20 protein-coding genes and 1 pseudogene are annotated in these 22,967 nt (G+C 63.9%); 14 read left to right on the forward strand and 7 right to left on the reverse strand.

Translation table 11 applies throughout. From position 1 onward, the window contains the following. The 11 genes and pseudogenes from B7X30_RS09945 to B7X30_RS09995 form a co-directional block, all read left to right on the forward strand. On the forward strand, positions 1–479 hold a 479-nt coding region (locus tag B7X30_RS09945; RefSeq protein WP_286730416.1), incomplete at its 5' end, for an SGNH/GDSL hydrolase family protein. A 17-nt stretch (positions 480–496) separates the two neighbouring features. Beyond that, the gene (locus B7X30_RS09950) at positions 497–1,207 is read left to right on the forward strand and encodes an OmpW/AlkL family protein (RefSeq protein WP_286730417.1); all 711 of its coding nucleotides are present in this window, start codon (positions 497–499) and stop codon (positions 1,205–1,207) included. 139 nt (positions 1,208–1,346) lie between these two features. Then, the gene (recA, locus tag B7X30_RS09955) at positions 1,347–2,408 is read left to right on the forward strand and encodes a recombinase RecA (RefSeq protein ID WP_013105092.1); all 1,062 of its coding nucleotides are present in this window, start codon (positions 1,347–1,349) and stop codon (positions 2,406–2,408) included. A 10-nt stretch (positions 2,409–2,418) separates the two neighbouring features. After that, a complete protein-coding gene (gene recX, locus B7X30_RS09960) occupies positions 2,419–2,883 on the forward strand; it encodes a recombination regulator RecX (protein ID WP_286730418.1) in 465 nt (154 codons plus the stop codon). A 61-nt stretch (positions 2,884–2,944) separates the two neighbouring features. Further along, positions 2,945–3,646, forward strand: coding sequence for a DUF2889 domain-containing protein (locus B7X30_RS09965; protein ID WP_286730419.1), 702 nt, complete (start codon positions 2,945–2,947; stop codon positions 3,644–3,646). Further along, a pseudogene (gene sucC / locus B7X30_RS09970) lies at positions 3,643–4,771 on the forward strand (ADP-forming succinate--CoA ligase subunit beta). Before B7X30_RS09965 ends, sucC begins: the two are co-directional and overlap by 4 nt. Positions 4,772–4,799: 28 nt before the next feature. Then, entirely contained in the window at positions 4,800–5,696 is an 897-nt protein-coding gene (gene sucD, locus B7X30_RS09975) for a succinate--CoA ligase subunit alpha (RefSeq protein ID WP_286730420.1), read from the forward strand. A 97-nt stretch (positions 5,697–5,793) separates the two neighbouring features. Beyond that, positions 5,794–6,504 carry a TerC family protein gene (locus tag B7X30_RS09980; protein ID WP_013105097.1) on the forward strand — a complete coding sequence of 237 codons (711 nt, stop codon included), beginning with the start codon at positions 5,794–5,796 and terminating at the stop codon, positions 6,502–6,504. Beyond that, complete coding sequence (locus B7X30_RS09985; RefSeq protein WP_232054186.1) at positions 6,501–7,283, forward strand: Stp1/IreP family PP2C-type Ser/Thr phosphatase; 783 nt, start codon at positions 6,501–6,503, stop codon at positions 7,281–7,283. Before B7X30_RS09980 ends, B7X30_RS09985 begins: the two co-directional genes overlap by 4 nt. 54 nt (positions 7,284–7,337) lie before the next feature. Next, positions 7,338–8,009: an FHA domain-containing protein gene (locus tag B7X30_RS09990; RefSeq protein ID WP_156053249.1), complete on the forward strand. Its 672-nt coding sequence runs from the start codon at positions 7,338–7,340 to the stop codon at positions 8,007–8,009. 183 nt (positions 8,010–8,192) lie between these two features. Next, positions 8,193–9,896, forward strand: a complete 1,704-nt coding sequence (locus B7X30_RS09995; protein ID WP_156053002.1) for an IS1634 family transposase — start codon at positions 8,193–8,195, stop codon at positions 9,894–9,896. Between the two features lie 205 nt (positions 9,897–10,101). Here the strand turns inward: B7X30_RS09995 and pyk are convergent, their stop codons facing one another. Then, positions 10,102–11,535, reverse strand: a complete 1,434-nt coding sequence (pyk, locus tag B7X30_RS10000) for a pyruvate kinase (RefSeq protein WP_286730421.1) — start codon at positions 11,533–11,535, stop codon at positions 10,102–10,104. Positions 11,536–11,726: 191 nt separating this feature from the next. Between pyk and B7X30_RS10005 the strand changes: the two genes are divergently transcribed. Further along, positions 11,727–13,082, forward strand: coding sequence for a sensor domain-containing diguanylate cyclase (locus B7X30_RS10005; RefSeq protein WP_286730422.1), 1,356 nt, complete (start codon positions 11,727–11,729; stop codon positions 13,080–13,082). Positions 13,083–13,117: 35 nt separating this feature from the next. Here B7X30_RS10005 and B7X30_RS10010 read toward each other — a convergent pair whose 3' ends face one another. The 5 genes from B7X30_RS10010 to ptsP all read right to left on the reverse strand — a co-directional run bounded on the left by B7X30_RS10010 (position 13,118) and on the right by ptsP (position 19,653). Then, complete coding sequence (locus tag B7X30_RS10010) at positions 13,118–13,444, reverse strand: AzlD domain-containing protein (protein ID WP_013105102.1); 327 nt, start codon at positions 13,442–13,444, stop codon at positions 13,118–13,120. Between the two features lie 13 nt (positions 13,445–13,457). Next, positions 13,458–14,210 (reverse strand): AzlC family ABC transporter permease, encoded by a 753-nt coding sequence (locus B7X30_RS10015; RefSeq protein ID WP_286730423.1) that lies wholly within the window; start codon positions 14,208–14,210, stop codon positions 13,458–13,460. 114 nt (positions 14,211–14,324) lie between these two features. Continuing rightward, complete coding sequence (locus B7X30_RS10020) at positions 14,325–16,175, reverse strand: O-antigen ligase family protein (RefSeq protein ID WP_286730424.1); 1,851 nt, start codon at positions 16,173–16,175, stop codon at positions 14,325–14,327. Between the two features lie 87 nt (positions 16,176–16,262). Further along, the gene (locus tag B7X30_RS10025) at positions 16,263–17,825 is read right to left on the reverse strand and encodes a M48 family metalloprotease (RefSeq protein WP_286730425.1); all 1,563 of its coding nucleotides are present in this window, start codon (positions 17,823–17,825) and stop codon (positions 16,263–16,265) included. Positions 17,826–17,901: 76 nt separating this feature from the next. Next, on the reverse strand, positions 17,902–19,653 hold the full coding sequence (gene ptsP, locus B7X30_RS10030; RefSeq protein WP_286730426.1) for a phosphoenolpyruvate--protein phosphotransferase: 1,752 nt from the start codon (positions 19,651–19,653) through the stop codon (positions 17,902–17,904). A 164-nt stretch (positions 19,654–19,817) separates the two neighbouring features. On the opposite strand from ptsP, the gene B7X30_RS10035 reads away from it, so the two are divergent. Next, positions 19,818–20,222: a hypothetical protein gene (locus tag B7X30_RS10035; protein WP_276728167.1), complete on the forward strand. Its 405-nt coding sequence runs from the start codon at positions 19,818–19,820 to the stop codon at positions 20,220–20,222. Between the two features lie 70 nt (positions 20,223–20,292). Then, positions 20,293–20,781 (forward strand): GNAT family N-acetyltransferase, encoded by a 489-nt coding sequence (locus tag B7X30_RS10040; RefSeq protein WP_286730427.1) that lies wholly within the window; start codon positions 20,293–20,295, stop codon positions 20,779–20,781. A 4-nt stretch (positions 20,782–20,785) separates the two neighbouring features. Here the strand turns inward: B7X30_RS10040 and B7X30_RS10045 are convergent, their stop codons facing one another. Beyond that, complete coding sequence (locus tag B7X30_RS10045) at positions 20,786–22,870, reverse strand: TRAP transporter permease (RefSeq protein ID WP_286730428.1); 2,085 nt, start codon at positions 22,868–22,870, stop codon at positions 20,786–20,788. Positions 22,871–22,967: the final 97 nt, after the last annotated feature.

Here is a 22,967-nt window from a genome sequence, read left to right on the forward strand (position 1 = left end):
AGTATGTGATGGTCTACACCTTGCCGGACTCATCGCAGACGCCATTCGGACGCGGTTTGCCCTACACCGGTCTGACGCCGCCGCAAACGCCTCCTGCCGGTTATGTGTGCGACAACACCAACACGGGAGCGCCTTGCTATCTGCTTTCCAATCTGGTGCAGGTGTTCAATCAGCGTTTGTTGAACGATCTACAGGGGCAGCCGGTCAAGGTGCTCGATGGCTACAGCCTGCTCAACCAGGAGGTCACCAATCCGGCGCAATTCGGTTTCACCAACGTGACTACCCCTTGGTGTAACCCGACGACCACGAGCTCTCTGTTGTGCAACGTCAACACCCCGTATGCTGACGCCGGCGCCAGTGCGGCGAATTTGGGCACATGGCTGTTTGCCGATACCGTTCACCCCACACCCGCTGGTTACAAAATCATTGCTAGCACAACATTGCAGGCGATGAAGGGTTTTGGCTGGATTTCGCAATGACAACGAGGAGACGAGCAATGAATGCCTTACAACGCACTGTACTGGGCAGCATTTTTTCCGCCGCCAGCTTCGCTCTTCTGCCCACCGCGCATGCCGATGATTTTCCGAAAAATATTATCTACGTCGGCGCTGCCTATCTCAATAACCATCCTAGCCAGCCGAATTTGAGCGGCTACAACACCCCGCCCAATCTCAATTTGGCGGAGGGCAATGCCACGACTCTCGGTTTAGGGTACGTGCGCAACCTACCCGGGCCCTGGAGTTTCGAGCTGGCGCTGGGTTATCCGCCCACGGTGCGCACCTATGCAGAGGGCAGCGGCTGGCGCACGCTCAGTGGCGTTGGTGTGACCGATCTGGATGTGTACTCGCCAACGGCCTTCATCAACTTCCACATTCGAGGAAAAGAGGCGAAGTGGGACCCCTTCGTCGGCTTGGGCGTCAACTACACCTGGTTTCGTAACACCAAGGCATTGCCGCCGCTTGAGCATGCGCAAGGGCCAACCGATATCCATCTATCGAGCGATTTGACCTGGGCCGCCCACATTGGTCTGATCTATCGCTTCAATTCGCGTTGGTCGTTGGTGAGTACCGTCGCTTATTCGGATGTGCGCAGCACACTGACCTCCACCTCATACACGCGGGATCGCTCGGTCATCACCAGCCAGGCGTCGACGAACATCAAGTTCAATCCGGTGGTCTACACCTTGGCAGTGGGCTATAGTTTTTAAAAGCTTGCTCACGCTGCAAGTTGTGGAAAGAGGGGGCTTCGGCCCTCTTTTTTTGGGCGCCGCAAGGAGAAAAAATCTGTCTTTATATACAGCTGTGCTAAATTGCGCAGCAGTGCTATTCAGACATGAGGAACGTGCCATGGAACAGGGGAAATCCGCAGTGAATCCAGAAAAAGCCAAGGCGCTTGCCGCAGCGCTGTCGCAGATCGAAAAGCAGTTCGGCAAGGGCACCATCATGCGCATGGATGATGGCGAGGCGCAGCGCGACATTCAGGTGGTGTCCACAGGCTCGCTGGGCCTGGACATCGCCCTGGGCGTAGGCGGCTTGCCGCGCGGCCGGGTGGTAGAAATCTACGGGCCAGAGTCCTCGGGCAAGACCACGCTCACCCTGCAGGTCATTGCCGAAATGCAGAAGCTCGGCGGCACTTGCGCCTTCATCGATGCCGAGCATGCGCTCGACGTGCAATACGCCTCCAAACTCGGAGTGCAACTACCTGATTTGCTGATTTCTCAGCCCGATACCGGCGAGCAGGCGCTTGAAATCGTCGACGCGCTGGTGCGCTCCGGCTCGGTGGACATGATCGTGATCGACTCGGTGGCTGCGCTCACGCCCAAGGCCGAAATCGAGGGCGAGATGGGCGATTCGCTGCCGGGTCTGCAGGCCCGGCTGATGAGCCAGGCGCTACGCAAGCTCACCGCCAACATCAAGCGCACCAACTGCCTGGTCATTTTCATCAACCAGATCCGCATGAAAATCGGCGTGATGTTCGGCAATCCCGAAACGACGACCGGCGGCAACGCGCTCAAGTTCTACTCCTCTGTGCGCCTGGACATCCGCCGCATCGGCGCCATCAAGAAGGGCGAAGAAGTCGTCGGCTCTGAAACCCGCGTCAAGGTGGTGAAGAACAAGGTGGCGCCGCCGTTCAAACAGGCGGAGTTCGACATCCTCTATGGCGAAGGTATTTCGCGCGAAGGCGAAATCGTTGACCTGGGGGTGCTGGCCAAACTGGTGGAGAAGTCCGGCTCCTGGTATGCCTACAACGGCGAGAAAATCGGCCAGGGCAAGGACAACGCGCGCGAATTTCTCAAGTCCAACCCCGACATCGCCCGCGAGATCGAGAACAAGGTCCGCGCCAGCCTCGGCGTGCCTGAGGCCAATGCGCTGATGACGGCCGATATGTCCGAGGAAGAGCAAGACTGAGTCCGTTGCCATGAGTTTGCCTCGCGCCCAGCCTTCTTTGCGTGCGCGGGCCGTGCGCTATCTCTCGCAACGGGAGCACAGCCCGTTGGAACTGCGGCGCAAGCTGCTGCGCCATTGCGAGGCGCCCGAAGAGATCGATGCCCTGCTCGCCAGTCTGGAGCAGGCGGGTTTGCTCAGCAGTGAGCGTTTTGCCCAGTCGCTCATTCATCGGCGACAGCAGCGTTACGGCAATTTGCGCATCGCACAAGAACTCGACGCGCACGGTCTGTCGTCCGATGCCACGGCAAATCTGCGTCAGTCCCTGAAAGACAGTGAGCTGACTCGCGCCCAAGCCGCTTGGGCGCGAAAATTCCAGGCGCTTCCGCAAGACGCTGCCGAGCGGGCCAAACAGGCTCGTTTTTTGACTCAACGTGGCTTCAGCGGGGACGCCGTCCGCGCGGTTTTGCGCGGCGAGGGCACGGAAGACGTCGACTGACTTGCTGCGCCGCAGCAGGCTGCTACACTGATTCTTGCGCTTCATCAAAAATAGATCCACCATGCGCGACACTCCTGCCGCCCCGTCTTCGCCCAATCGCCGTCTGGTTCACCGCCGCAGTCTCAGTATCGAGGTCTATGCGCGAGAGGATGGCTTGTGGGATCTGCAGGCCGAATTGCGGGACGTGAAAACGCGCGATCTCACCCTGTCCGAACGGATCCGCCCGGCGGGCATTCCGGTGCATGACATGTTGCTCATCGTCACCATCGACGACGCGCTCAACATCGTCGATGCCCGCTCGCACACCCTGTTCAGCCCTTACGACACCTGCGGCGATCACGATGACGCCTACCGGCGGCTGATCGGCCTCAATCTGCTGCGCGGATTTCGTTCCGCCGTGCGCGAGCGCCTGGGCGGCGTGCTGGGCTGCACCCACCTCACCGAATTGACGCAAGTGCTGCCGACCGCAGCCATTCAAGGGCTGGCCGGGCTGGCGACGATTACCTTGCCGGAGCCTCAAGAAAGCGCAGGGCCGCCCCAAACTTTCTTGATCCCATCAGGGGGCGGGTCGGCGAGCCGACCCAGGGGGCGTTTAGACACGGAGCGTGCCGCCGGTATGCCTTTTCAGCTCAACCGCTGCCACGCCCTGCGGCTGGACAGCCCAGCAGTCGCCGAGTTTTATCCCCGTTGGGCGCAGCAAACTGCGCAGCAACGCACCGAAGGCACAATGCCTGCACCACAAGTCGAGGACGAGACGCCATGAAAATTCATGAATATCAGGCCAAGCAACTATTGAGAGAACACGGTGTGCCGGTACCACGCGGCAAGCCCGCGTTTTCCGTCGATGAGGCCATCGCCGCAGCGCAGGAGTTGGGCGGCCCGGTCTGGGTGGTGAAAGCGCAGATTCACGCCGGCGGACGCGGCAAGGGCGGTGGCGTCAAGCTGGCGCGAACGCTGGACGAAGTGCGGCAACTGTCCCTGCAAATCCTGGGGATGCAGCTCGTCACCCATCAAACCGGCCCTGCGGGGCAGAAAGTGCGACGGCTGCTGATCGAGGAGGGCGCCGATATCCAAAAAGAGTATTACGTCGCCGTGCTCACCGACCGTGCCACGCAAAAAGTGGCGGTCATGGCGTCGAGCGAAGGCGGCATGGATATCGAGGAAGTGGCCGCCAAGACGCCGGAGAAAATTCTCAAGGTGTTTATCGATCCGCTGGTTGGCTTGCAGGACGCGCAAGGTCTGGAACTGGTCGCGGGCATCGGCATTCCCGCCGCGTCGCAGCCACAAGCTGTTGCCGTGCTCAAGAAGCTCTACCAGTGCTATATGGACACCGACGCCTCGCTGGTGGAGATCAACCCGCTGATTCTGGAGGGCAACGGCCAGATCAAGGCGCTCGATGCCAAGTTCAATATCGACGACAACGCCCTGTTCCGTCACCCCGAAATCGAGGCGCTGCGCGATCTCGATGAGGAAGACCCGGCCGAGGTGCAGGCGCACAAATTCGACCTGGCCTACATCCAGCTCGACGGCAATATCGGCTGCCTGGTCAACGGCGCCGGGCTGGCGATGGCGACGATGGACACCATCAAGCTGTTCGGCGGCTCGCCCGCCAACTTTCTCGATGGCGTTCAAGATCATGCTGCACAACCCGCATGTCAAGGCGATTCTGGTCAACATCTTCGGCGGCATCATGCGCTGCGACACCATCGCCGAAGGCGTCATTGCCGCCTCGCGCACCGTGGGCCTGAGCGTGCCGCTGGTGGTGCGCATGAAGGGCACCAACGAAGAGATCGGGCGCAAGATGCTGGCCGACTCCGGCCTGCCCATCATCAGCGCCAACACCATGGGCGAGGCGGCGCAAGCCGCCGTTCATGCCGCGCAGGCCTGAGCCGCATCCCACAGAACAAGAGGACAACATGGCTATCCTGATCAATCAAGACACCAAGGTCATCACCCAGGGCATCACCGGCAAAACAGGGCAGTTTCATACCCGCATGTGCCGCGACTATGCCAATGGCAAGAACTGCTTCGTCGCTGGCGTCAACCCCAAAAAGGCTGGCGAAGATTTCGAGGGCATTCCCATTTACGGCACCGTGGCCGACGCCAAGGCAGCCACGGACGCCACGGTCTCCGTCATCTATGTGCCCCCGGCAGGCGCGGCTGCTGCCATCTGGGAGGCTGTGGAAGCCGACCTCGATCTGGCGATCTGCATCACCGAGGGCATTCCCGTGAAGGACATGTTGCTGGTGCGCAACCGCATGAAGGCCAAGGAGGCGGCCGGTGGCAAGAAAACCCTGCTGCTCGGGCCGAACTGTCCTGGCCTGATTACGCCCGATGAAATCAAGATCGGCATCATGCCCGGACACATTCACCGCAAGGGTCGCATCGGCATCGTCTCGCGCTCGGGCACGCTCACTTACGAGGCGGTGGCGCAGGTCACCGAACTCGGGCTGGGCCAGAGCAGCGCGGTGGGCATTGGTGGCGACCCGATCAACGGACTCAAGCACATCGACATCATGCGGGCGTTCAACGACGACCCCGATACCGATGCCGTCATCATGATCGGCGAGATCGGCGGCTCTGACGAAGCCGAAGCCGCGCGCTGGTGCAAAGCCCACATGAAAAAGCCGGTGGTCGGCTTCATCGCGGGCGTCACCGCGCCTGCGGGCAAGCGCATGGGCCATGCCGGGGCACTGATCTCCGGCGGGGCCGACACGGCCGATGCCAAGCTCGCCATCATGGAGGAATGTGGCTTTACCGTGACGCGCAATCCGTCTGAAATGGGCAAGCTTCTCAAGCAAGTCCTGCGCTGATCCATGCGAACGCCGGGGCTGCCCCCGGTTACAAACGGTATGATGCAAGACAAGTCCCGATGGGACTGCATCGATACCTCCTGGGGCAGCCATCGGCATGGAACACTATCTCACCGTCGAGTTCTTGACGGCCATCGGTCAGATCGTTCTGATCGATATTCTTCTGGGCGGAGACAACGCCGTGGTCATTGCTTTGGCCACGCGCAAGCTCCCGCCGCACCAACGCAAGCTCGGCATTCTGTGGGGTACCGCGGGCGCCATCGTGTTGCGGGTGGTGTTGATTTTTTTCGCGCTGACCCTGCTCAAGCTGCCTTTGCTCAAGATTGTCGGTGCGTTGCTGCTGTTTTGGATCGGCATCAAGCTGCTCGCTCCGCAAGAGGAAGAGGGGCACGGCGATGTGCAGGCGGCGGACAAGCTGTGGGCTGCGGTCAAGACCGTGATCATCGCCGACTTCGTGATGAGCCTGGACAACGTGATCGCCATTGCCGGAGCCGCGCAAAACGCCGGGGAGCAGCACAGCATGCTGCTGGTGGTGTTTGGTCTGCTGCTGAGCGTGCCCATCATCGTCTGGGGCAGCCAGTTGGTCATCCGCCTGATGCAGCGCTTTCCGGTGGTGATCACCCTCGGGGCCATGCTGCTGGGCTGGATTGCCGGTGGCCTGCTGGTCACCGATCCCGCAGTGGAGCACTGGGTTGAAGCGCTGCCCTGGGCGGCCTACGCAGAAAAAATTGCCGGGCTGATCGGCGCCATCGTGGTGTGGGCCGTGGCAAAGCTGATTTATCGCCGCCCCTCGGCATCTGCGGCATGAGTACCATCATGGCCAAAACGCCCAGTTCCAGCCCCGCCCTGCAGTATGAAATGATCAGCCTCACCCATACGGGGCGGGTGCGCGAGCACAACGAAGACGCGGTGGCGTTCGATGCCCTGGCGCAGGTTGCCGTGCTGGCCGATGGCATGGGGGGCTACGCTGCTGGAGAGGTAGCCAGCGGCATGGCGACGGCGCAGATTTGCGCGCGCATTGCCCGCCTGAAGGCCGAATATCCGAAGGTGACCGCGCTCGATCTGTCCACCGAACTTCGTTTTGCGGTGCGCCATGTGAACGCCGAGATTCTGCGGGCCGCGCGCAGCAATGCGCAGTATGCCGGGATGGGCGCCACGCTGGTTGCCGTGGCGTTTACTGGAAATGTGGCGGTGATCGCCCATGCAGGGGATTCTCGCGCTTATCTGCTGCGGCAGAATCAACTGCGCCTGCTCACGCACGACCACTCGGCCCTGCAGGAGCAGATCGACATGGGGCTGATTCTGCCCGAGGACGCGGAAACGATAGGCGGCAAAAATCTGGTGACGCGGGCGCTAGGCGTGGATGCCCGACTCGACCCGGATGTCGCAATGCATCCCATGATGACGGGGGATTTGTTGCTTCTGTGTTCGGATGGCTTGAACGATATGTTGACAGATGCCAAAATTGAAAACATATTGCGGCAATATGCTGAACATCCTGCGGCGGCTGCGCGCCAGCTGGTGGATGACGCTAATGTGGCTGGTGGGCGCGACAATGTTTCCGTCATTCTGGTGACTGTGCGCTGACTCAGCCGATGCGTTTTTCTATTCTGATCTGACTCATTAAACGGACTTCAAATCGTGGCCAAACTCGTGATTACCCTGGATGGCAAAGTTTTGAAAGAGGTCGTGCTCAGCAAAGACCGCACGACGCTCGGGCGTCGTCCGTACAACGATGTGGTCATCGACAACCTGGCGGTCAGCGGTGAGCACGCCGTGTTACTGCGCGATAGCGGAACGGATGCCGAGAGCTACACCATTCAAGACCTAGGCAGCACCAACGGCACCTATCTGAACGGCGCGCCCATCAAGTCCAGCCCCTTCCGCGAAGGCGACACGGTCGATATCGGCAAGTACAGCCTGCGGCTGTTGTCCGATACGCGGCAGACCACCTTCGGCCCGTCACGTTTTGGCGCCACTACCGGGTTTGGCAATTCCCGTTTCGGTAATTCGGGTTTTTCGGATTCGCGCACCCGGGCGGGAGATGCCGAGCGCAGCTACAAGATCAGGGTGCTCAGCGGGGATGCGGCGGGGCGGGAAATTCTGCTCAGCAAGGAGCAGACCACCTTCGGCCAGCGCGGCACCTTGGTGGTCAGCGTGATGCACAAACCGCGCGGCTACGAACTGGTGCAGGTCGAAGGCGAAAAGCGGGCGCAGGTCAATGGCGTCTCGCTCGGCCTCATGCCGGTGGTGCTGCGCTCCGGCGATGTGATCAACCTCACCGGCATTCAGTTGCAGTTTCTGCAGGTCTGAGCGCCCCCTGGGCCGGAGCCCCGGAGTTCGACAGCTTGAGCCAAAAATTGACTGAAAACGCCTACCCTGGGTTTGACAGAACAAGGGGTTAGCGCTGTTTTTCGCAAAGTGCCTGTGGTGGCACGTTTTTCCACATGGTGAGGCCGCTTGCCATTTGTGAATGGCTTGATATATTGTGGCGGCATGTTCATCAAAGTCACCACCTCCGGCGGCCGCCGCTACATCCAGCTCGTCGAGTCTTATCGGGATGAGAGCGGACGGGTGAAGAAACGCACGGTGGCCACCCTGGGGCGCGCCGACCAAGCCGGCGGCCAGCTTGAGAGCGTGATCCGCGGCCTGCAACGACTTCGGGGCGACACGCCCCCAGACGCCGGGGCGGTGGCGACCGTGGCCGACGTGAGGTTTGAGTCCAGCCGCGCCCTGGGCGATGTGTGGGTGCTGACTGAGCTTTGGGACGAACTGGGGTTCGGTGAACTGCGGCGGGTTTTTGGTCGAACGCGCAGCCGCATCGACGTCGAGGCGCTGGTGCGCCTGATGGTGCTCAACCGCCTGTGCGATCCGACGTCCAAGCTCGGGGTGCTGCGCTGGCTGCAGACGGTGGCGCTGCCGCGCTTTGCGCCCAAGGCCGTGACCCACCAGCAGTTGCTGCGGGCGATGGACGCGCTGGTCGCGCACCAGGACCGCGTGCAAGCGGCGTTGGCCGGGTTGCTGCGCCCGCTGATCGACCAGGACCTGTCCGTGGTGTTCTACGACATGACCACCATCGGCGTGGAGGGCGAGACCGAGTTGGCCGGCGACCTGCGCCAGTTCGGCATGTCCAAGGACGGGGGGATTCGTCGCCAGTTCATGCTCGGGGTGGTGCAGACGGCCGAGGGACTGCCGCTGACGCATCGGGTCTGGGAAGGGAACACGGCCGAGGCACCCACGCTCAGCGCCGTGGTCCAGGAGGTTCTGGCGCTGTACCCGGTCAAGCGCGTGGTGCTGGTGGCCGATCGCGGGCTGCTCAGCCTGGACAATCTGGAGTGGCTGCGCGAGCAACGCGTGGGCGGCACCGAGCAGCCCCTGGAGTTCATCCTGGCCGTGCCGGGGCGGCGTTATGCGGAGTTCGCGGAGATTCTGGAGCCGATCCACGCGCAGCGCTGCGCAACGGCCAACCGCGAGGTCCTCGGCGAGACCCGCTGGCAGGACATGCGCCTGGTCTGGGCCCACGATCCACGCCGCGCCCAGGAACAAACCGCAGCGCGCCGCCAGCATATCGAAGAGCTCACGCAGGAGGCCCAGCGGCGCGCTGGCAAGCTCGATGCGCAAGAAGGCGGCACCGCCTTCAGAGGCCGGCGCTTGAGCGACTCCGGTGCCAAGGCCTGGTTGTTCCGCTCGGTCTCCGAGGCGCACCTGGGTTCGATCATCAAGGTCGATCTGCAATCGGACCTGTTCACCTACGCTATCGACGACAAGGCGCTGGCCCGTGCCGAGCTCAACGACGGCAAGCTGCTGTTGGTGACCAATGTGCCCGAGTTGTCGGCGCTCGAGGTGCTGCGGCGCTACAAGAGCCTGGCCGACATCGAGCGCGGCTTCAAGATCCTCAAATCCGAGATCGAGATCGCCCCGGTGTTCCACCGCCTGCCCGATCGCATCCGTGCCCATGCGCTGATCTGCTTCATCGCCCTGGTGCTGTACCGCGTCATGCGCATGCGCCTCAAGGATGCCGACTCCAAGCTGTCACCCGAACGTGCCCTGGAGCAACTGCGGCGCATCCAGTACCACCAGGTTCACCTCGGCGGCGAGCGCCGCGACGGCACGTCCTCGCTCAGCGACGCCGACCACGCCATCCTTCAAGGACTCAAGCTCCCGAAACCCTCGATCGACGACCAACTCGCACTCCTGTAGGGGCACGTTTCGACGCTCACCCTAACGATATCGCGGACTTACGAGCGTAACTGTCGAACTCCGGGGAGCCGAATCCGAGCGGCTTGCAAGCCGTGAGGTGGACAAGGAAACTTGGGACGGCCCTGCGTTTCCTTGAGAGGAGCGCTCAAAGCAAAACGCCCGCGTCGAGCATAGTCCTTGCGGGCGTTTTTCTGCAGCGGGCTGTTTAGCGGGGCACGCGCATGACCTTGAGCATATTGGTGCCACCCGCCGTGCCGATCGGCTCGCCGCAGGTGATGGCGTAGCTGTCGCCGGAGGCCACGGCGTTTTTCTCGATCAGCCGGGCTTCGGCCTGGTTGAGCAGGGCGTCGCGGTCGGTGGTGCTGAAGCTCAGCAGCATCGGGCGCACATTGCGATACAGCGACATGCGCCGCACCGAAGTTTCGCTGCGCGACAGCGCATAAATCGGCACATTGACACGGTGGCGGCTCATCCACAGCGCGGTGGAGCCTGATTCGGTCAGCGCCACAATGGCCTTGCAGCCGAGGTGGTGCGCGGTGAACAGCGCGGCCATGGCGATCGACTGGTCGATGCGAGTGAACTGCTTGTTGACGAAGTCGTGTTCGAGCTTGACCTCTTCGTAGGTTTCCGCCGCCTCGCAGATGCTGGCCATCGCCTCGACCGTCTCCACCGGGTACTTGCCGGCCGCCGTTTCCGCCGACAGCATGACCGCGTCGGTGCCGTCGAGCACCGCATTGGCGACGTCGGACACTTCGGCGCGGGTGGGTACAGCGTTGACGATCATCGACTCCATCATCTGCGTGGCGGTGATCACCACACGATCCATTTCGCGCGCCATGCGGATCATGCGTTTTTGCAGCGCGGGCACGGCGGGATTGCCGACTTCCACTGCGAGGTCGCCCCGCGCCACCATGATGCCGTCGGAGGCTCGCAGAATTTCCGCCAACGCCGGAATTGCCTCGACCCGCTCGATCTTGGCGATGAGCGCGGGCTTGTGGTGGTAGGGCTCGCCGGCGACGTTGGCGAGTTGCCGCGCCAGCTCCATGTCGGTGGCGTTTTTGGGAAAGGACACGGCCAGATAGTCGGCCTGGAAGGACATCGCGGTGCGAATGTCCTCCATGTCCTTGGCGGTGAGGGCCGGGGCCGACAGACCGCCGCCCTGCTTGTTGATGCCCTTGTTGTTCGACAGTTCGCCGCCGATGGTGACGACGGTGTGGATTTGTTCCCCGCTCACTCTCTCGACGGTAAGCACGATGAGGCCGTCGTTGAGCAGCAGACGGTCGCCCGCGTGCACGTCGCGCGGCAGGTCTTTGTAGTCCAGGCCGCAGCGGGTCTCATCGCCGATTTCGCAGGTGGCGTCGAGCGTGAATTTCTGTCCGGGTTGCAGCATGACCTTGCCGTCCTTGAACCGGCCCACCCGAATTTTCGGGCCTTGCAGATCGGCCATGATGGCAACGGACTTGCCCAGGCGGGTGGCCGTTTCGCGGATGAGTTGGGCGCGGTCGATATGGTCTTGCGCCTTGCCATGAGAAAAGTTGAGCCGAACGACATCGACCCCGGCCGCGAGCATGCGTTCGAGGATGTCTGGCGAGGAACTGGCGGGGCCGATGGTGGCAACGATTTTGGTGGCGCGGGACATGGGTAGCGGGATATTGGGGATGGGCAAAATAATGCGATCAGCGAAAATGTGGAATCCCTCACAGGAAACCGGGGTGTAGTGTAGAGCGTGCTCTTGACGACTTCGCGCCAGCCGTCAGAATCTCGTCAGCCTAGTTGACCCGGCTCACCCGGCGCACACCGAAAATCCCGACACCTCACTTGTATTCCTCCATGAGCGACCCCTTTCAGCCCGAGCCCAACCCGGCCCCGATGCCCGAGGTAGAGCTTTTGCCCGGACTGGCCGCCGTGCCGGAAGTGAGAAGTCTGCTCGAAGCGGTCGATCTGCCCATAGGCCGCTGGGACGCCGACGGGCGGCTGACTTTTTTCAATCCGCCCTATGTGAGCTGGGCGCGGCGAAATCCTGACCAACTGCGCGGCAAAACGCTCAAAGAGCTTTACGGCGATGAGGCCTGGGCTGCGGCGCAGCCCGCGTTCGAGCGGGGCTTTGCGGGCAAGCAGGCCGATTATCTGCGCCTGCTGCGACACCTCGATCCGCCACGCTGGGCGCGCATCCAGGTGTTTCCCGAGCGGGGCATGGGCGGGCGCATCGAGGCCATTTACACCATTGCGCACGATGTGCACGACGACGTCACCGCCGCGATGGCGCTCAAACGCTCGAACTGGTTGCTCGAACAAGCGCTGGACAATCTGCCCTGGGGCGTGATCGAGAGTAACGCTGAACTCATCGTCACGCGCTGGTCGCGTTCGGCCGAGGCCATTCTGGGCTACTCCGAGGCCGAACGCCTGGGCACGCATCGCCTGGCCATGGGGGTGCCCGAGGAGGAGCGCGCGCGCACCCTGGCGGTTTACGAGCGTTTGCTGCGCGGAGAGATCGACAACTGGGTAGAACAGGCGCAATACATTCGCAAGGACCGGCGGCGGATTTGGGTGGAATGGACGCTTTCGGCGCTGCGCGACGAGGAAGGGCGCGTGGTTTCGCTGCTGACCTTCGTGCGCGACATCACCCACCAGATCGACACCCACGCCCGGCTGCTGCACCGCGCCGAGCGCGACGCGCTGACAGGGGTGCTCACCCGCCGCGCCATTATGGAGCGTCTCGATACCGCGCTGGCGCGACGCACCCGCGACGACATGCTCGCTCTGTGCTTCATCGATCTCGACGGCTTCAAGCAGATCAACGACCGCCTCGGTCATGTGCGAGGCGACCGTTTGCTGGTGCAGGTGGCGCACGCCATGCAGGACGTGCTGCGGCGCGACGACGCCATAGGCCGCATCGGCGGCGATGAGTTCGTGGCGCTCAGCGCCGTGGCCGATCTGTCGGCCGCGCAGTCGCTCGCGGCCAAGCTCGTCGAGGTCTGCGCGGCGGCGGGCTACGACCTGCTCTCGGGCATGCGGGTGACGGCCAGTATCGGTGTGGCGGCCGCTCCCACGCATGCGCGCAGCAGCTTCGAGTTGCTGCAACGCGCCGATGACGCCATGTATGTGGCAAAACAGCAGGGTAAAAATCGCTGGAACCTGTGTCACCGACACATCGGTGGAGCCGACCTCGCACCACATCACCCGTAATACGACTCACGAGTAAATCTTGCCCGCCGTTGTTCTCAAGCCCAGGTGTGGCTGATCCAGCTCAAGGCCCAATAGGCGACCATGCCGCTGAGTATGGTGCCCAGAATGCCCCGGCGTGCGAAAAAATAGCCCGCCGCAATCACGGCGGCGCCCAGTTTCACCCAGGGCGGCCCGAGCGGGGTGAGTAAAAACAACTCGGGCGCAACAACGGCGGCCAGTGCTGCCGCGGGGGCGAAGCGCAGGGCGATCTTGACGCGCGCGGGCAAGGGCATGGCTTTGCGCGAGAGCAAAAACAGATTGCGGCTCAGCACCGTGACGGCCGTCATGCCGACCACGAGGGCGATCTGCTGGAACAAGGTCATGGCCGCTCGATTCTCAAGGTTTGGTGCCGTCGAGCACAGCGTTCGCGGTGAGCTGGCGGCTGCTCCAGGCTTCCCACGCCATGCCCACAACCAGCGCGCCGACGATGGCTGCCACCAGATTGAGCCGTAGCGGCAGCCAGAACAGCAGCGCACTCAAGGCCGAGGCGACGATGATCACCCCGGCTATCGTGCGGTCGGCCAGCAGCGAGAGCACGATGCCCAGCAGCGCCAACGTACCGGCAAACGCCAGCCCCCAACTGCCGGGAATGTGCTGTGCCATCGCAATGCCGAGCAGTGAGGGAATCTGCCAGGCGACCCAGTTGGTCAGTGACACGCCGAGAAAGTATTGCGTCTGCTGCGGATCGTGGGTGGGGTGGGGATGGCGCCGGATCATCAGCACCTGGTTCAGGTCGCCGATCAGGTAGCCGTAGGCCAGACGGCGCCACCGCGGCACTTGCTCGAAATAGGGGCGCATTTGCGCGCTGAAGACGATAAAACGCAGATTGACGCAAAACGCGGTGCCCAGAATTAGCCAGAGCGGCGCTCCGGCTGCGATTAGCGGCAGCGCGGCGAGCTGGGCGCTGCCCGCAAACACGAACAGGCTGATGGCCAGCGCCAGTTGCACGCTGAGCCCCGACTTCACCATGGCGACGCCCGTCACCAATCCCCAGGCGGCGATGCCCAGAGACACGGCGCGCATATCGCGCACCCCCTCCCGAAAGGCGGGTTGGGTCAACATCGACTGGACGCGGGCGAGGGAAGGCATGGGAAATCATCAGAGTAAGTGTCTATTTTGCGCCGCATCAAAAGACCTCGACAAGCGGCGCGATGATCGTTGTGACAAATCCTGCACACCTCCCGCGTGCAGCGGGAGGTGAGTTCAGTGATTGACCGGTACGACAACCCGTCGCAGCACGGGGGCTTGCTTCAAGGCTTCGAGCAAGGGTGCGGTTTGCGCTGCAGACAGACCGGCCTGCGCGGCCTGTGCAGGGAACTGCTTGACCAGTCCGGGGGCATACAGCCAGAACGAACTGGCGGTGTAGCGCGCCAGCGCCAGCGCCTGCTGCGCGTGGCCGAGGCGGCTGAGCAACAGAATGCGCCGGATCAGCAGATTGGGATCGCCGTAGGCATGGCTGACGCGGTCGATCTCGGCTTGCTCGCGCAGCAGCTCAGCGTGAGAGTCGGCCGCGCGCACCTGAAGGCCGCTGGCCACGGCAAAGCCGATCAGCGGCCGGAAGAACAGATCGCCGCGCTGAGCCTGCCGGATGGCCGCAGCGGCCTCAACGCGATCTGCGGAGTACGCCGTGTCGGTGAGGTTGTAGTCGTAGCCCGCCTTGGCGACCAGTGCGACGGCCAGCGCGCCCACGGCGAGTGCCGCAGGGCGGGGCAGCGTCAGCGCGACTGGGGCGGCCTCGCCGCGGCCGAACCCGTCCATCCAGCCTGCCAGAAAGGCAAACACCCAGAGGAAATACAGATACCACAGGGGATATTCGACCAAGCTGTGCAGGCCCAGAAACGCCACGCCCATCCAGGCGGCGAGGGCGATGGGCGAGGCGTCGTTCGGCGCGGCGCGGCCCTGTTGCATCCAGCCCCGGGCCGAGCGCCACAGCCAGGCCAGGGCGACGATCACAATCGGCAGGGTGCCTACCAGCCCGGTTTCGGCCAGCAGTTGCAGAATGAGATCGTGGGCGTTGTCGATATTGTCCAGTGGCAGTGGGTGCAGGGCATGATGAATGGCCGCGTGTTGCAGCCCCCAGCCCAATTGCCCCCAGCCCGCGCCGAACCAGGGCAGATGCTCGAACACCTGCCAGGCATTGCGCCAGATCAGCGCGCGGGCATTGACGGGTTGGTCGAGCTGGCGCGTCACGGCATCGAGAAAGCTGATCCAGCCGAGGTGATCGGCTTCGCGCAACGCCAGCCACCACAGCGCATACAGCACCGGCACCGCCACCAGCGCCGCCCAGCGCGGGCTGCGCCAGGCTCCGCGCACCGCGATCAGCACCAGAATGGCGGCGACGACCGCCTGCACCATGCCTGTGCGCGAGCCGCAGACCACCAGCGCCCAGCTCATGCCGATGACGGCGGCCCAGACCACGCTCACGCGCAATCGCGGCGCCCACCAGGCCAGCCCGGCTAGGCCGAGCGCGACGGCGGTGGCGTAATGATTGGGTTGCCGCAGATTGCCGAACACCCGCCCGGTCGAGGGGTAGCTGATGAGGTCGGCGTACAGCGGTGCATGCGCCGCCAGCCAGGAGGCCAGCGACGGCATCTGCCAGAGGGCGAACTGCACCAGTCCGAACACCACCTGAATCAGCCCTTGCAGCAGCAGTCCGGCCGCGGCCACGTCGAGCCAGGGGTGCGGGTCCATACCCGCGCCCGGGCGGCTGGTGCGCCGCACGGCGGCATTGCCCAGCCCGGCGATCAGCGCCGCGCTCAACAACACCGCCACGGTAATGGCGCCCTGGCTGGCGTAGGCGAGTTGCCCGCTGAGCGTCTGCAGGCCGACCACGGCAGCGGCCACGCCAAAGCCGAGCGCCGCCAGGCCGAAGCGCGGCCTCAGGCCGCTCCAGGCTGCGGCGAGAAACACCGCGGCCCAGAGCGCGGCGGCAACCAGCGTGGTGCCCATCTTGGCCACCACGCCCGGATCGAAAGGCCAGATCAGCGGCAGCGACATGGCCAGCCCCAGCAGGCCAAGGGCAAGCGATTGCGATAGCGGGAATCGGTCAGACACGGAGGTCGGGGCAGGGGATGTCGGTGAAGGCGCAGCCATGCGTGGCATTATCCTTGCGCGGCAGATTCGATTGCTCCGGCGCGGCGTTCACTGCGGCAGCGCCTTGTCGATCTGTACCTGCTGCGCGTGCGCTTGTTCGAGGGCGCGCAGACGGGCGTTGATGATCGATGCCTCGAAGTAATCCGCCCCCGGCGTGCGCTGCGCAATGTGCAGTTGTTCGATGGCCGCTTCGGTTTTTCCTTGCAGGGCGTAAGCCTCGGCCGTGGCGCGGTGTTGCGCCGCAAAGGCGCCCAGGGCGGCCTCGGCGCGGGCCTGGTCTTGCCACAGCACGATGTCTTGTGGATGCGCCACGGTCTGCTGGCGCAGAAACTCGCGCGCCGATTTTTTATCGGGCAAAGCCAGCAGGCAGCGCGCCAACAGATGCCGGGCGGCAGTGGACTGCGGAAACTGGCGGTAAAGCGCACGCGCTGCATCGGCGGCCTGCGCGGGTTGATGCTCCAGCAGCAATTCGGCCTGCAGCAGATCGAGGGGCAGACGCTCGGCGGCCGGGGCGCTGGCGACTGCAGCTTGCGCCCGCGTGAGCGCCGCCGCGGCGGCGTCGAACCGCCCCAGCCTTTGCAGCAACACGGCCTGACCGTAGGCGATGGCGGCCTGCTGGGCGGGGAAGGCGGCTTTGTCGGCGCTGAAACGCTTTTCCTCGCGCTGCATGGCGTCGCGCTTGGTTGGGGTGAGCGCGCGGGCGCGGGCGTGCATGAGCCAGAACATCAGATCGTGGTCGGGTGGCAGGGGATGGTTGCCGCCGCGTGCCTGGGCGTCGGCGATGCGCTCGCTGGTCAGCGGGTGCGTTTGCAGGAAGGCCAGCACATCGGAGTCGTCGAGCCGGGAGAGGTTTTGCAGCCGTAGCAGCATGCTGGCCATGGCCTGCGGCGGATAGCCCGATTCCGCCAGCACCTCTTCGCCGGTGCGGTCGGCGTCGCGCTCGTTGCTGCGCGAAAAACGCAGGGCTCTGTCGATGGCTGCGGCCTGCCCGCCCATCGCCAGACCTTGCGCGGCCTGATCTTGCCCCGCGCTCGCGGCGGCGACGGCCAGCAGCAGCGAGCCGATGCTCAGCAGCCTGTCACGGCCCATCTGCGCCAGCCGCTGGGCGATGTGTCGCTGGGTAATGTGCGACATTTCATGGGCGAACACGGCCGCCACTTGATCGTGCGATTGCGCGTCGATGATCAGCCCGGTGTGCACCCCGATCCAGCCACCGGGCAGGGCAAATGCGTTGAAGCTGCGGTCGCGCAGCAGAAACACGCGAAAGTGCGCGGGCGCCTCCATCTCGGCGGTGCGCCGGGCAGCGGGCGTGAGGCGGTCGACGATGGCCTGGAGGTAGTCGCGCAGCAGGCTGTCGTGCAGGTAGTCGGGCTCCTGCCGCATTTCTCGCATGATGATTTCGCCCAGACGTTTTTCCTGTACCGAAGACAGGCTGCCCTGCGCGGGGTCTCCCAAGGTCGGCAGGCTGCTGGCGTAGCCGGGGGCGCGGGTGTCAGCGCCTTGCGCCCAAACCGGCGCGCCAGATAGCGCGGCGCCGAGCAGGCAGAGGGTGGCTTGCTGGCTGATGCGGCGCAGGCGGCGTAGGCGGAAATGAGGCGAGGCGAAGCGCACGGATCGGTCGGAGAAAAGGGCGTCAGGAGGTCTGCAGGTGAAGACTGGCCCTGGCTCGACAGGTTCCCGCAAGTCTTTAGCCCAACGCCGCCAGTGCCGCCTTCAGTTCTTCGGGCTCGAAGCTCGACAGCACGGTCTGTACCAGCGGCGCGAGCTTGTCGGGGTCGGCGCGCAGCACTTCTTGCTTGACCGCGAGGATCTGCGACGGATGCATGGAAAAACTGCGTAGGCCCATGCCCAGCAGCAGGCGGGTCATGCTCGGGTCGCCGGCCATTTCGCCGCACACGCTCACTTCCACCGGTCGGCCCTTCCAGGCGGCCGCAGCACGGGTCTGGGTGATGATCTGCGCCAGCAGGTTGAGCACTGCGGGATGCAGCGGATCGTAGAGGTTGGAGACGCTCTCATCCGCGCGGTCGATCGCCAGGGTGTATTGCACCAGGTCGTTGGTGCCGACCGACAGGAAGTCGAAATGCCGCAGGAACAAGGGCAGCGCCAAGGCTGCGCCCGGCACTTCGATCATTGCGCCCAGTTCCACCGGGCCGTATGAAACGCCCTTGGCATCGAGTTCGGCGCGGGCCTTGTTGAGTTCGGCAAGGGTCTGGCGGATTTCGCTGGCGTGGGCCACCATGGGGATGAGCACCTTCAGCGGCCCGAGCGCGGCGGCGCGCAGCAAGGCGCGCAACTGCATGCGGAACATCGCCGGGTCGGACAGGCTGTAGCGAATGGCGCGCAGCCCCAGCGCCGGGTTGAGGTGGGTGAACTCGCCGTCGCGATAGTCTTCGGCGTCGAGCGGTTTGTCCGAGCCGATATCGATGGTGCGGATGGTGACCGGCTTGCCCTGCATGGCCTGCATCACGCGGCTGTACGCGGCGTACTGCTCGTCTTCGCCGGGCAGATGGTCGCCACGATTCATGAACAGGAATTCCGTGCGGAACAGGCCCACCCCCATCGCACCGGCTTCAAGCGCGGGCGCGCAGTCTTCGGGCTGCTCGATGTTGGCGAGCAACTCCACCGGCTCGGCGTTGAGGGTGCGCGCCGGGGTGAATTTCAGGCGCTTGAGCCGTTCGCGGGCGAGCTGCGATTCCTGCTGGCGCAGGCGGTAGTCTTCGAGGATGACGGGTGACGGATCGACGATGAGCAGCCCGCTGTCGCCGTCGATGATGACCAGATCGTCCTGGCGGATCAGGCTGCCGGCCGAGCGCGCGCCCACCACGGCGGGAATATCCAGACTGCGGGCGACGATGGCGGTATGCGAAGTTTTGCCGCCCACATCGGTGACGAAGCCGCGGAACACCCCGGTCTTGAACTGCAGCATGTCGGCCGGGGCGATGTCATGGGCGATGAGCACCAGATCGCCGTTGCCGCTGGCCGAGCGGGCCAGCCCCGCGCTGCCGCGAAGGGCGCGCAGCACGCGTTCGACCACCTGCTCGACGTCGGCGATGCGTTCGCGCAGATAGGTGTCGTCCATTTCCTCGAAATTGCGCGAAATGACGTCGAGCTGGGCGGTGAGCGCCCACTCGGCGTTGTAGCGGCGCTGGCGTATCCAGGTGATGGTGTCGAGCGCCATCTGCCGATCATCGAGCAGCATTTTGTGCACATCGATGAACGCGGCCATTTCGGCCGGGGCATCGGGGGGCAGATCCGCCTTGAGGGTGTCGAGTTCGGCGCGCACGGCACGGCGCGCGGCGCGCAGGCGCTCAATTTCCGCCTCTTCCGTGCCGGGGTCGACGAAGTAATGCGCCACGTCCAACCGGGCCGAAGCGAGGATGACGGCACGCCCGATGGCCATGCCGCGAGAAACCGGAATACCAAACAGTTGAAGAGCCATGCGGCGATGGTAACGGCGGCGCGGCGGCGCAAAACACCCTGCGCCACGCAATACCAGACGGGCCAGCATGGAGATGCGCGGCTCATTAAGCTTCGTAAAGCACTTTTGCGCCGCAGAGCGCGCGGTGTTTTCCCTGATCAATGCCCTTTTCCCTGGAGTTCACCATGCACAAACTTGCACTCTCCCTGGCCCTGCTCGGCTTTGCTGCCGCACCGGCCTTTGCCTCCACCATGCCGCACGAACTGAAGATCGAGCTTGCCGCCCAGAACAATTCCGGTGAAACCGGCTACGCCCTGATCAAGCCCATGGGCAAGGGCATCGAAGTCACCGTCCATATCAAGGGCGGACCCAAAGGCGTGGCGCAGCCCGACCATATCCACCCCGGCACCTGCGCCAACCTCAACCCGGTTCCCAAGTATCCGCTGGAAAACGTGGTGGACGGCAAGTCGGTCACTAAGCTGCCGTCCGTGAGCATGGACGATCTGTTCAAGGAGCCCATGGCCATCAACGTGCATGAAAGCGCGCAGGACATGAAGAAATACGTGGCTTGCGGCGACATCAAAAAATAAGCTGAACCGGTCTCGCGCTACCATTTCTGCCAACACGGGGCGTCTCGAAGGCGCCCCGTTTTCATTGGAGATGTGCAGCGTGATCACCCTTGTCGATGTCGATTTGTCCCTTCCTGAGCATGCCCGCGCGCTGCTGGAACTCATTTCCCGCTACGCCCGCGATCCGATGGGCGGCGGCGAAGACCTCGCTCCCAAGGTCAAGGCCGTGCTGGTGCAGCGCCTGCGCGAGCGTTCTGACTATTTTGGCGTCCTTGCCCTGGACGGTGCCACACCCGCCGCGCTGATCAACTGCTTCGAAGGGTTCTCCACCTTCATGGCGCTACCGCTGATGAACGTGCACGACGTTTACGTCGAGCCCGACTACCGTGGCCAGGGCCTGTCGCACCGCCTGTTGCAGCGGGTGGAAGACGTGGCGCGCCTTCGGGGCTGCGGCAAGCTCACCCTGGAAGTGCTCGACGGCAACGCTTCGGCCATTGCCAGTTATCGCCGTTTCGGCTTCGAGACCTATGCGCTCGACCCGGCCTTTGGCCGGGCCCAGTTCTGGCAGAAAAAGCTTTGATTTTTCAGGCCGCAGCCTGTGCGGCCAGTCCGCGTGCGCGCAGACCATGCCAGAGCAGCACGATGGCCGCCAAGGCGAACCCGGCCTCGTCGGTCATCGGCAGCGCAGTGATCAGCAAGGCGGCGGCGCAGAACGCCAGCAGGCGTTCAAGCACCGACATCGGTCCGCGCAGATAACCCACGGCCACCGCGCCCCACAGCACAATGGCCAAAATGGCCTTGGCCGTCACATAGGCCACACCCAGCCAGGTCCAGTCGCCTTGCAGCATGAGCTGCGGGTCGTACACCGCCATATACGGTACAACGAAGCCCGCCAACGCGATCTGCGTGGCCTTGAAGCCAATGCGCATCGGCGAAGCCTTGGCCACAGAGGCTGCGGCGAACGCGGCCAGCGCCACGGGCGGCGTGAGGTCGGCCATGATGCCGAAATAGAACACGAACATATGGCTGACGATGAGCGGCACGCCCAGCTTTAGCAGGGCGGGCGCGGCGATCGAACTGGTGATGATGTAGTTCGGGATGGTGGGAATGCCCATGCCCAAAACCAGACAGACCGCCATGGTGAGCAGAAGCGACAGCAGCAGGCTGTGCGCGCCGATGTCCACGATGAACCCGGCAAAGCTCGTGGCCGCGCCGGTGAGGGTGAGCACACCGACGATCACGCCGACGATGGCGCAGGCGATGCCCACGGGCAGGGCCTGCCGGGCGCCGTCGATCAGGCTGTCGCGCAAAACGCGCAGCGTCTGACGTCCGCCCTTGACCACCAAGTTGATGGCGACCAGCGCCGCAATGACCCCCAACACCGGCAAGATGCCGAACTGCAGAAACGCCGCAGCGCCCAGACCGCAGGCAAACCAGAACACCATGCGGAACGCCGTATGCGAAATTCGCGCGGCGATGGCTGCGCCCAGCAGCAAAATGGCGGTGAGCGACAGCCCCATCATGCCGGCGAACATCGGGGTGAAGCCGTGGAACAGCATCCACACCAACGCGGCCAGCGGCAGGGCCAGATGCCAGTTTTCCTTCAGCGCCTTCCAGGAGTTGGGAATCTGGTCGGCAGGCAGGCCGAGCAATTTCTTGCGCCCCGCCTCCAGATGCACCATCCAGAACGCGGTGAGGTAGTAGAGCACGGCCGGAATGACGGCGGCCTTGACGATGTCGGCATACGGCACATTGAGGGTTTCGGCCATGATGAAGGCCACCGCGCCCATGACTGGCGGCATGATCTGCCCGCCCATACTGGCCGTAGCTTCCACCGCCCCGGCGAACACCGGCGAGTAGCCAAAGCGCTTCATCAGCGGAATGGTGAACTGGCCTACCGTGAGCACATTGGCCACGCCGGAGCCGGAGATGGTGCCCATCAATCCGGAAGAGATGACGGCCACCTTGGCCGGGCCGCCGCGCGCCTTGCCCACCAGCCCCAGCGCCAGGGCGTTGAACAGCCGAATCATGCCGGCATGTTCGAGAAACGCGCCGAACAGAATGAACAGAAAGATGTAGGTCGCCGACACCAGGGTGGGAATGCCGTAGATGCCCTCGGTGCCGAGGTAGAGCTGACCAATGATCTGGTCGAGCCCGTAGCCGCGGTGGCTGATGGCGTCAGGCAGGTACTGGCCGAACAGGCCGTAGAGCAAAAAGGCCGCGCACACCAGCGGCAGCGCCAAGCCCAGGCTGCGCCGGGCCGCCTCGAACAGCAACACCACCACCGCGGCGCCGACCCAGAGGTCGGTGAGCGTCGGGTCGCCGCTGCGCTGAATCAGGTCGGCTTCGAAAAACCAGTGATACAGCCCGAGCCCGAAGGCGGCTGCGCCCAGCAACCAGTCGAACCACGGAATGCGGTGCATCCAGCTCCCGCGCTTGAACGCCGGCACGACCCAGAACACCAGCAACATCAGAAAGCCCACATGCAGCGAGCGCATCACCAGGCTCGACAGCGGGTGGAAGGCGGCTACGACGAGCTGATAGGCCGAAAACGCCAGCGCCGCGGCCATGACGCTGCGCTGGGCAAGGCCGGATAAGCTGCGCTGGTGGCCGCTGTCGGCGTGCGGCTCGGAGGAGGTGTGGATCAGGTCGTCGGCGGTGGTGCTCATGGCTGGAATCCGAGGCGCGTGAAGGCCGCTCGTGGCGGCGCCACACGATGGATGAGACGGCCCATGCAGGCGGGCCGAGGCGAAAAAGCCTTGCTGG

This window comes from Thiomonas sp. 13-64-67 (assembly GCF_002282795.1).
GTDB classification, from domain to species: domain Bacteria; phylum Pseudomonadota; class Gammaproteobacteria; order Burkholderiales; family Burkholderiaceae_C; genus Thiomonas; species Thiomonas arsenitoxydans.

Coding starts and splice junctions, on each gene's coding strand:
- B7X30_RS09950 (WP_286730417.1), top strand. CDS start 497: ATGAATGCCTTACAACGCACTGTACTGGGCAGCATTTTTTCCGCCGCC.
- recA (WP_013105092.1), top strand. CDS start 1,347: ATGGAACAGGGGAAATCCGCAGTGAATCCAGAAAAAGCCAAGGCGCTT.
- recX (WP_286730418.1), top strand. CDS start 2,419: ATGAGTTTGCCTCGCGCCCAGCCTTCTTTGCGTGCGCGGGCCGTGCGC.
- B7X30_RS09965 (WP_286730419.1), top strand. CDS start 2,945: ATGCGCGACACTCCTGCCGCCCCGTCTTCGCCCAATCGCCGTCTGGTT.
- sucD (WP_286730420.1), top strand. CDS start 4,800: ATGGCTATCCTGATCAATCAAGACACCAAGGTCATCACCCAGGGCATC.
- B7X30_RS09980 (WP_013105097.1), top strand. CDS start 5,794: ATGGAACACTATCTCACCGTCGAGTTCTTGACGGCCATCGGTCAGATC.
- B7X30_RS09985 (WP_232054186.1), top strand. CDS start 6,501: ATGAGTACCATCATGGCCAAAACGCCCAGTTCCAGCCCCGCCCTGCAG.
- B7X30_RS09995 (WP_156053002.1), top strand. CDS start 8,193: ATGTTCATCAAAGTCACCACCTCCGGCGGCCGCCGCTACATCCAGCTC.
- pyk (WP_286730421.1), bottom strand. CDS start 11,535: ATGTCCCGCGCCACCAAAATCGTTGCCACCATCGGCCCCGCCAGTTCC.
- B7X30_RS10005 (WP_286730422.1), top strand. CDS start 11,727: ATGAGCGACCCCTTTCAGCCCGAGCCCAACCCGGCCCCGATGCCCGAG.
- B7X30_RS10010 (WP_013105102.1), bottom strand. CDS start 13,444: ATGACCTTGTTCCAGCAGATCGCCCTCGTGGTCGGCATGACGGCCGTC.
- B7X30_RS10015 (WP_286730423.1), bottom strand. CDS start 14,210: ATGCCTTCCCTCGCCCGCGTCCAGTCGATGTTGACCCAACCCGCCTTT.
- ptsP (WP_286730426.1), bottom strand. CDS start 19,653: ATGGCTCTTCAACTGTTTGGTATTCCGGTTTCTCGCGGCATGGCCATC.
- B7X30_RS10035 (WP_276728167.1), top strand. CDS start 19,818: ATGCACAAACTTGCACTCTCCCTGGCCCTGCTCGGCTTTGCTGCCGCA.
- B7X30_RS10040 (WP_286730427.1), top strand. CDS start 20,293: ATGTGCAGCGTGATCACCCTTGTCGATGTCGATTTGTCCCTTCCTGAG.
- B7X30_RS10045 (WP_286730428.1), bottom strand. CDS start 22,870: ATGAGCACCACCGCCGACGACCTGATCCACACCTCCTCCGAGCCGCAC.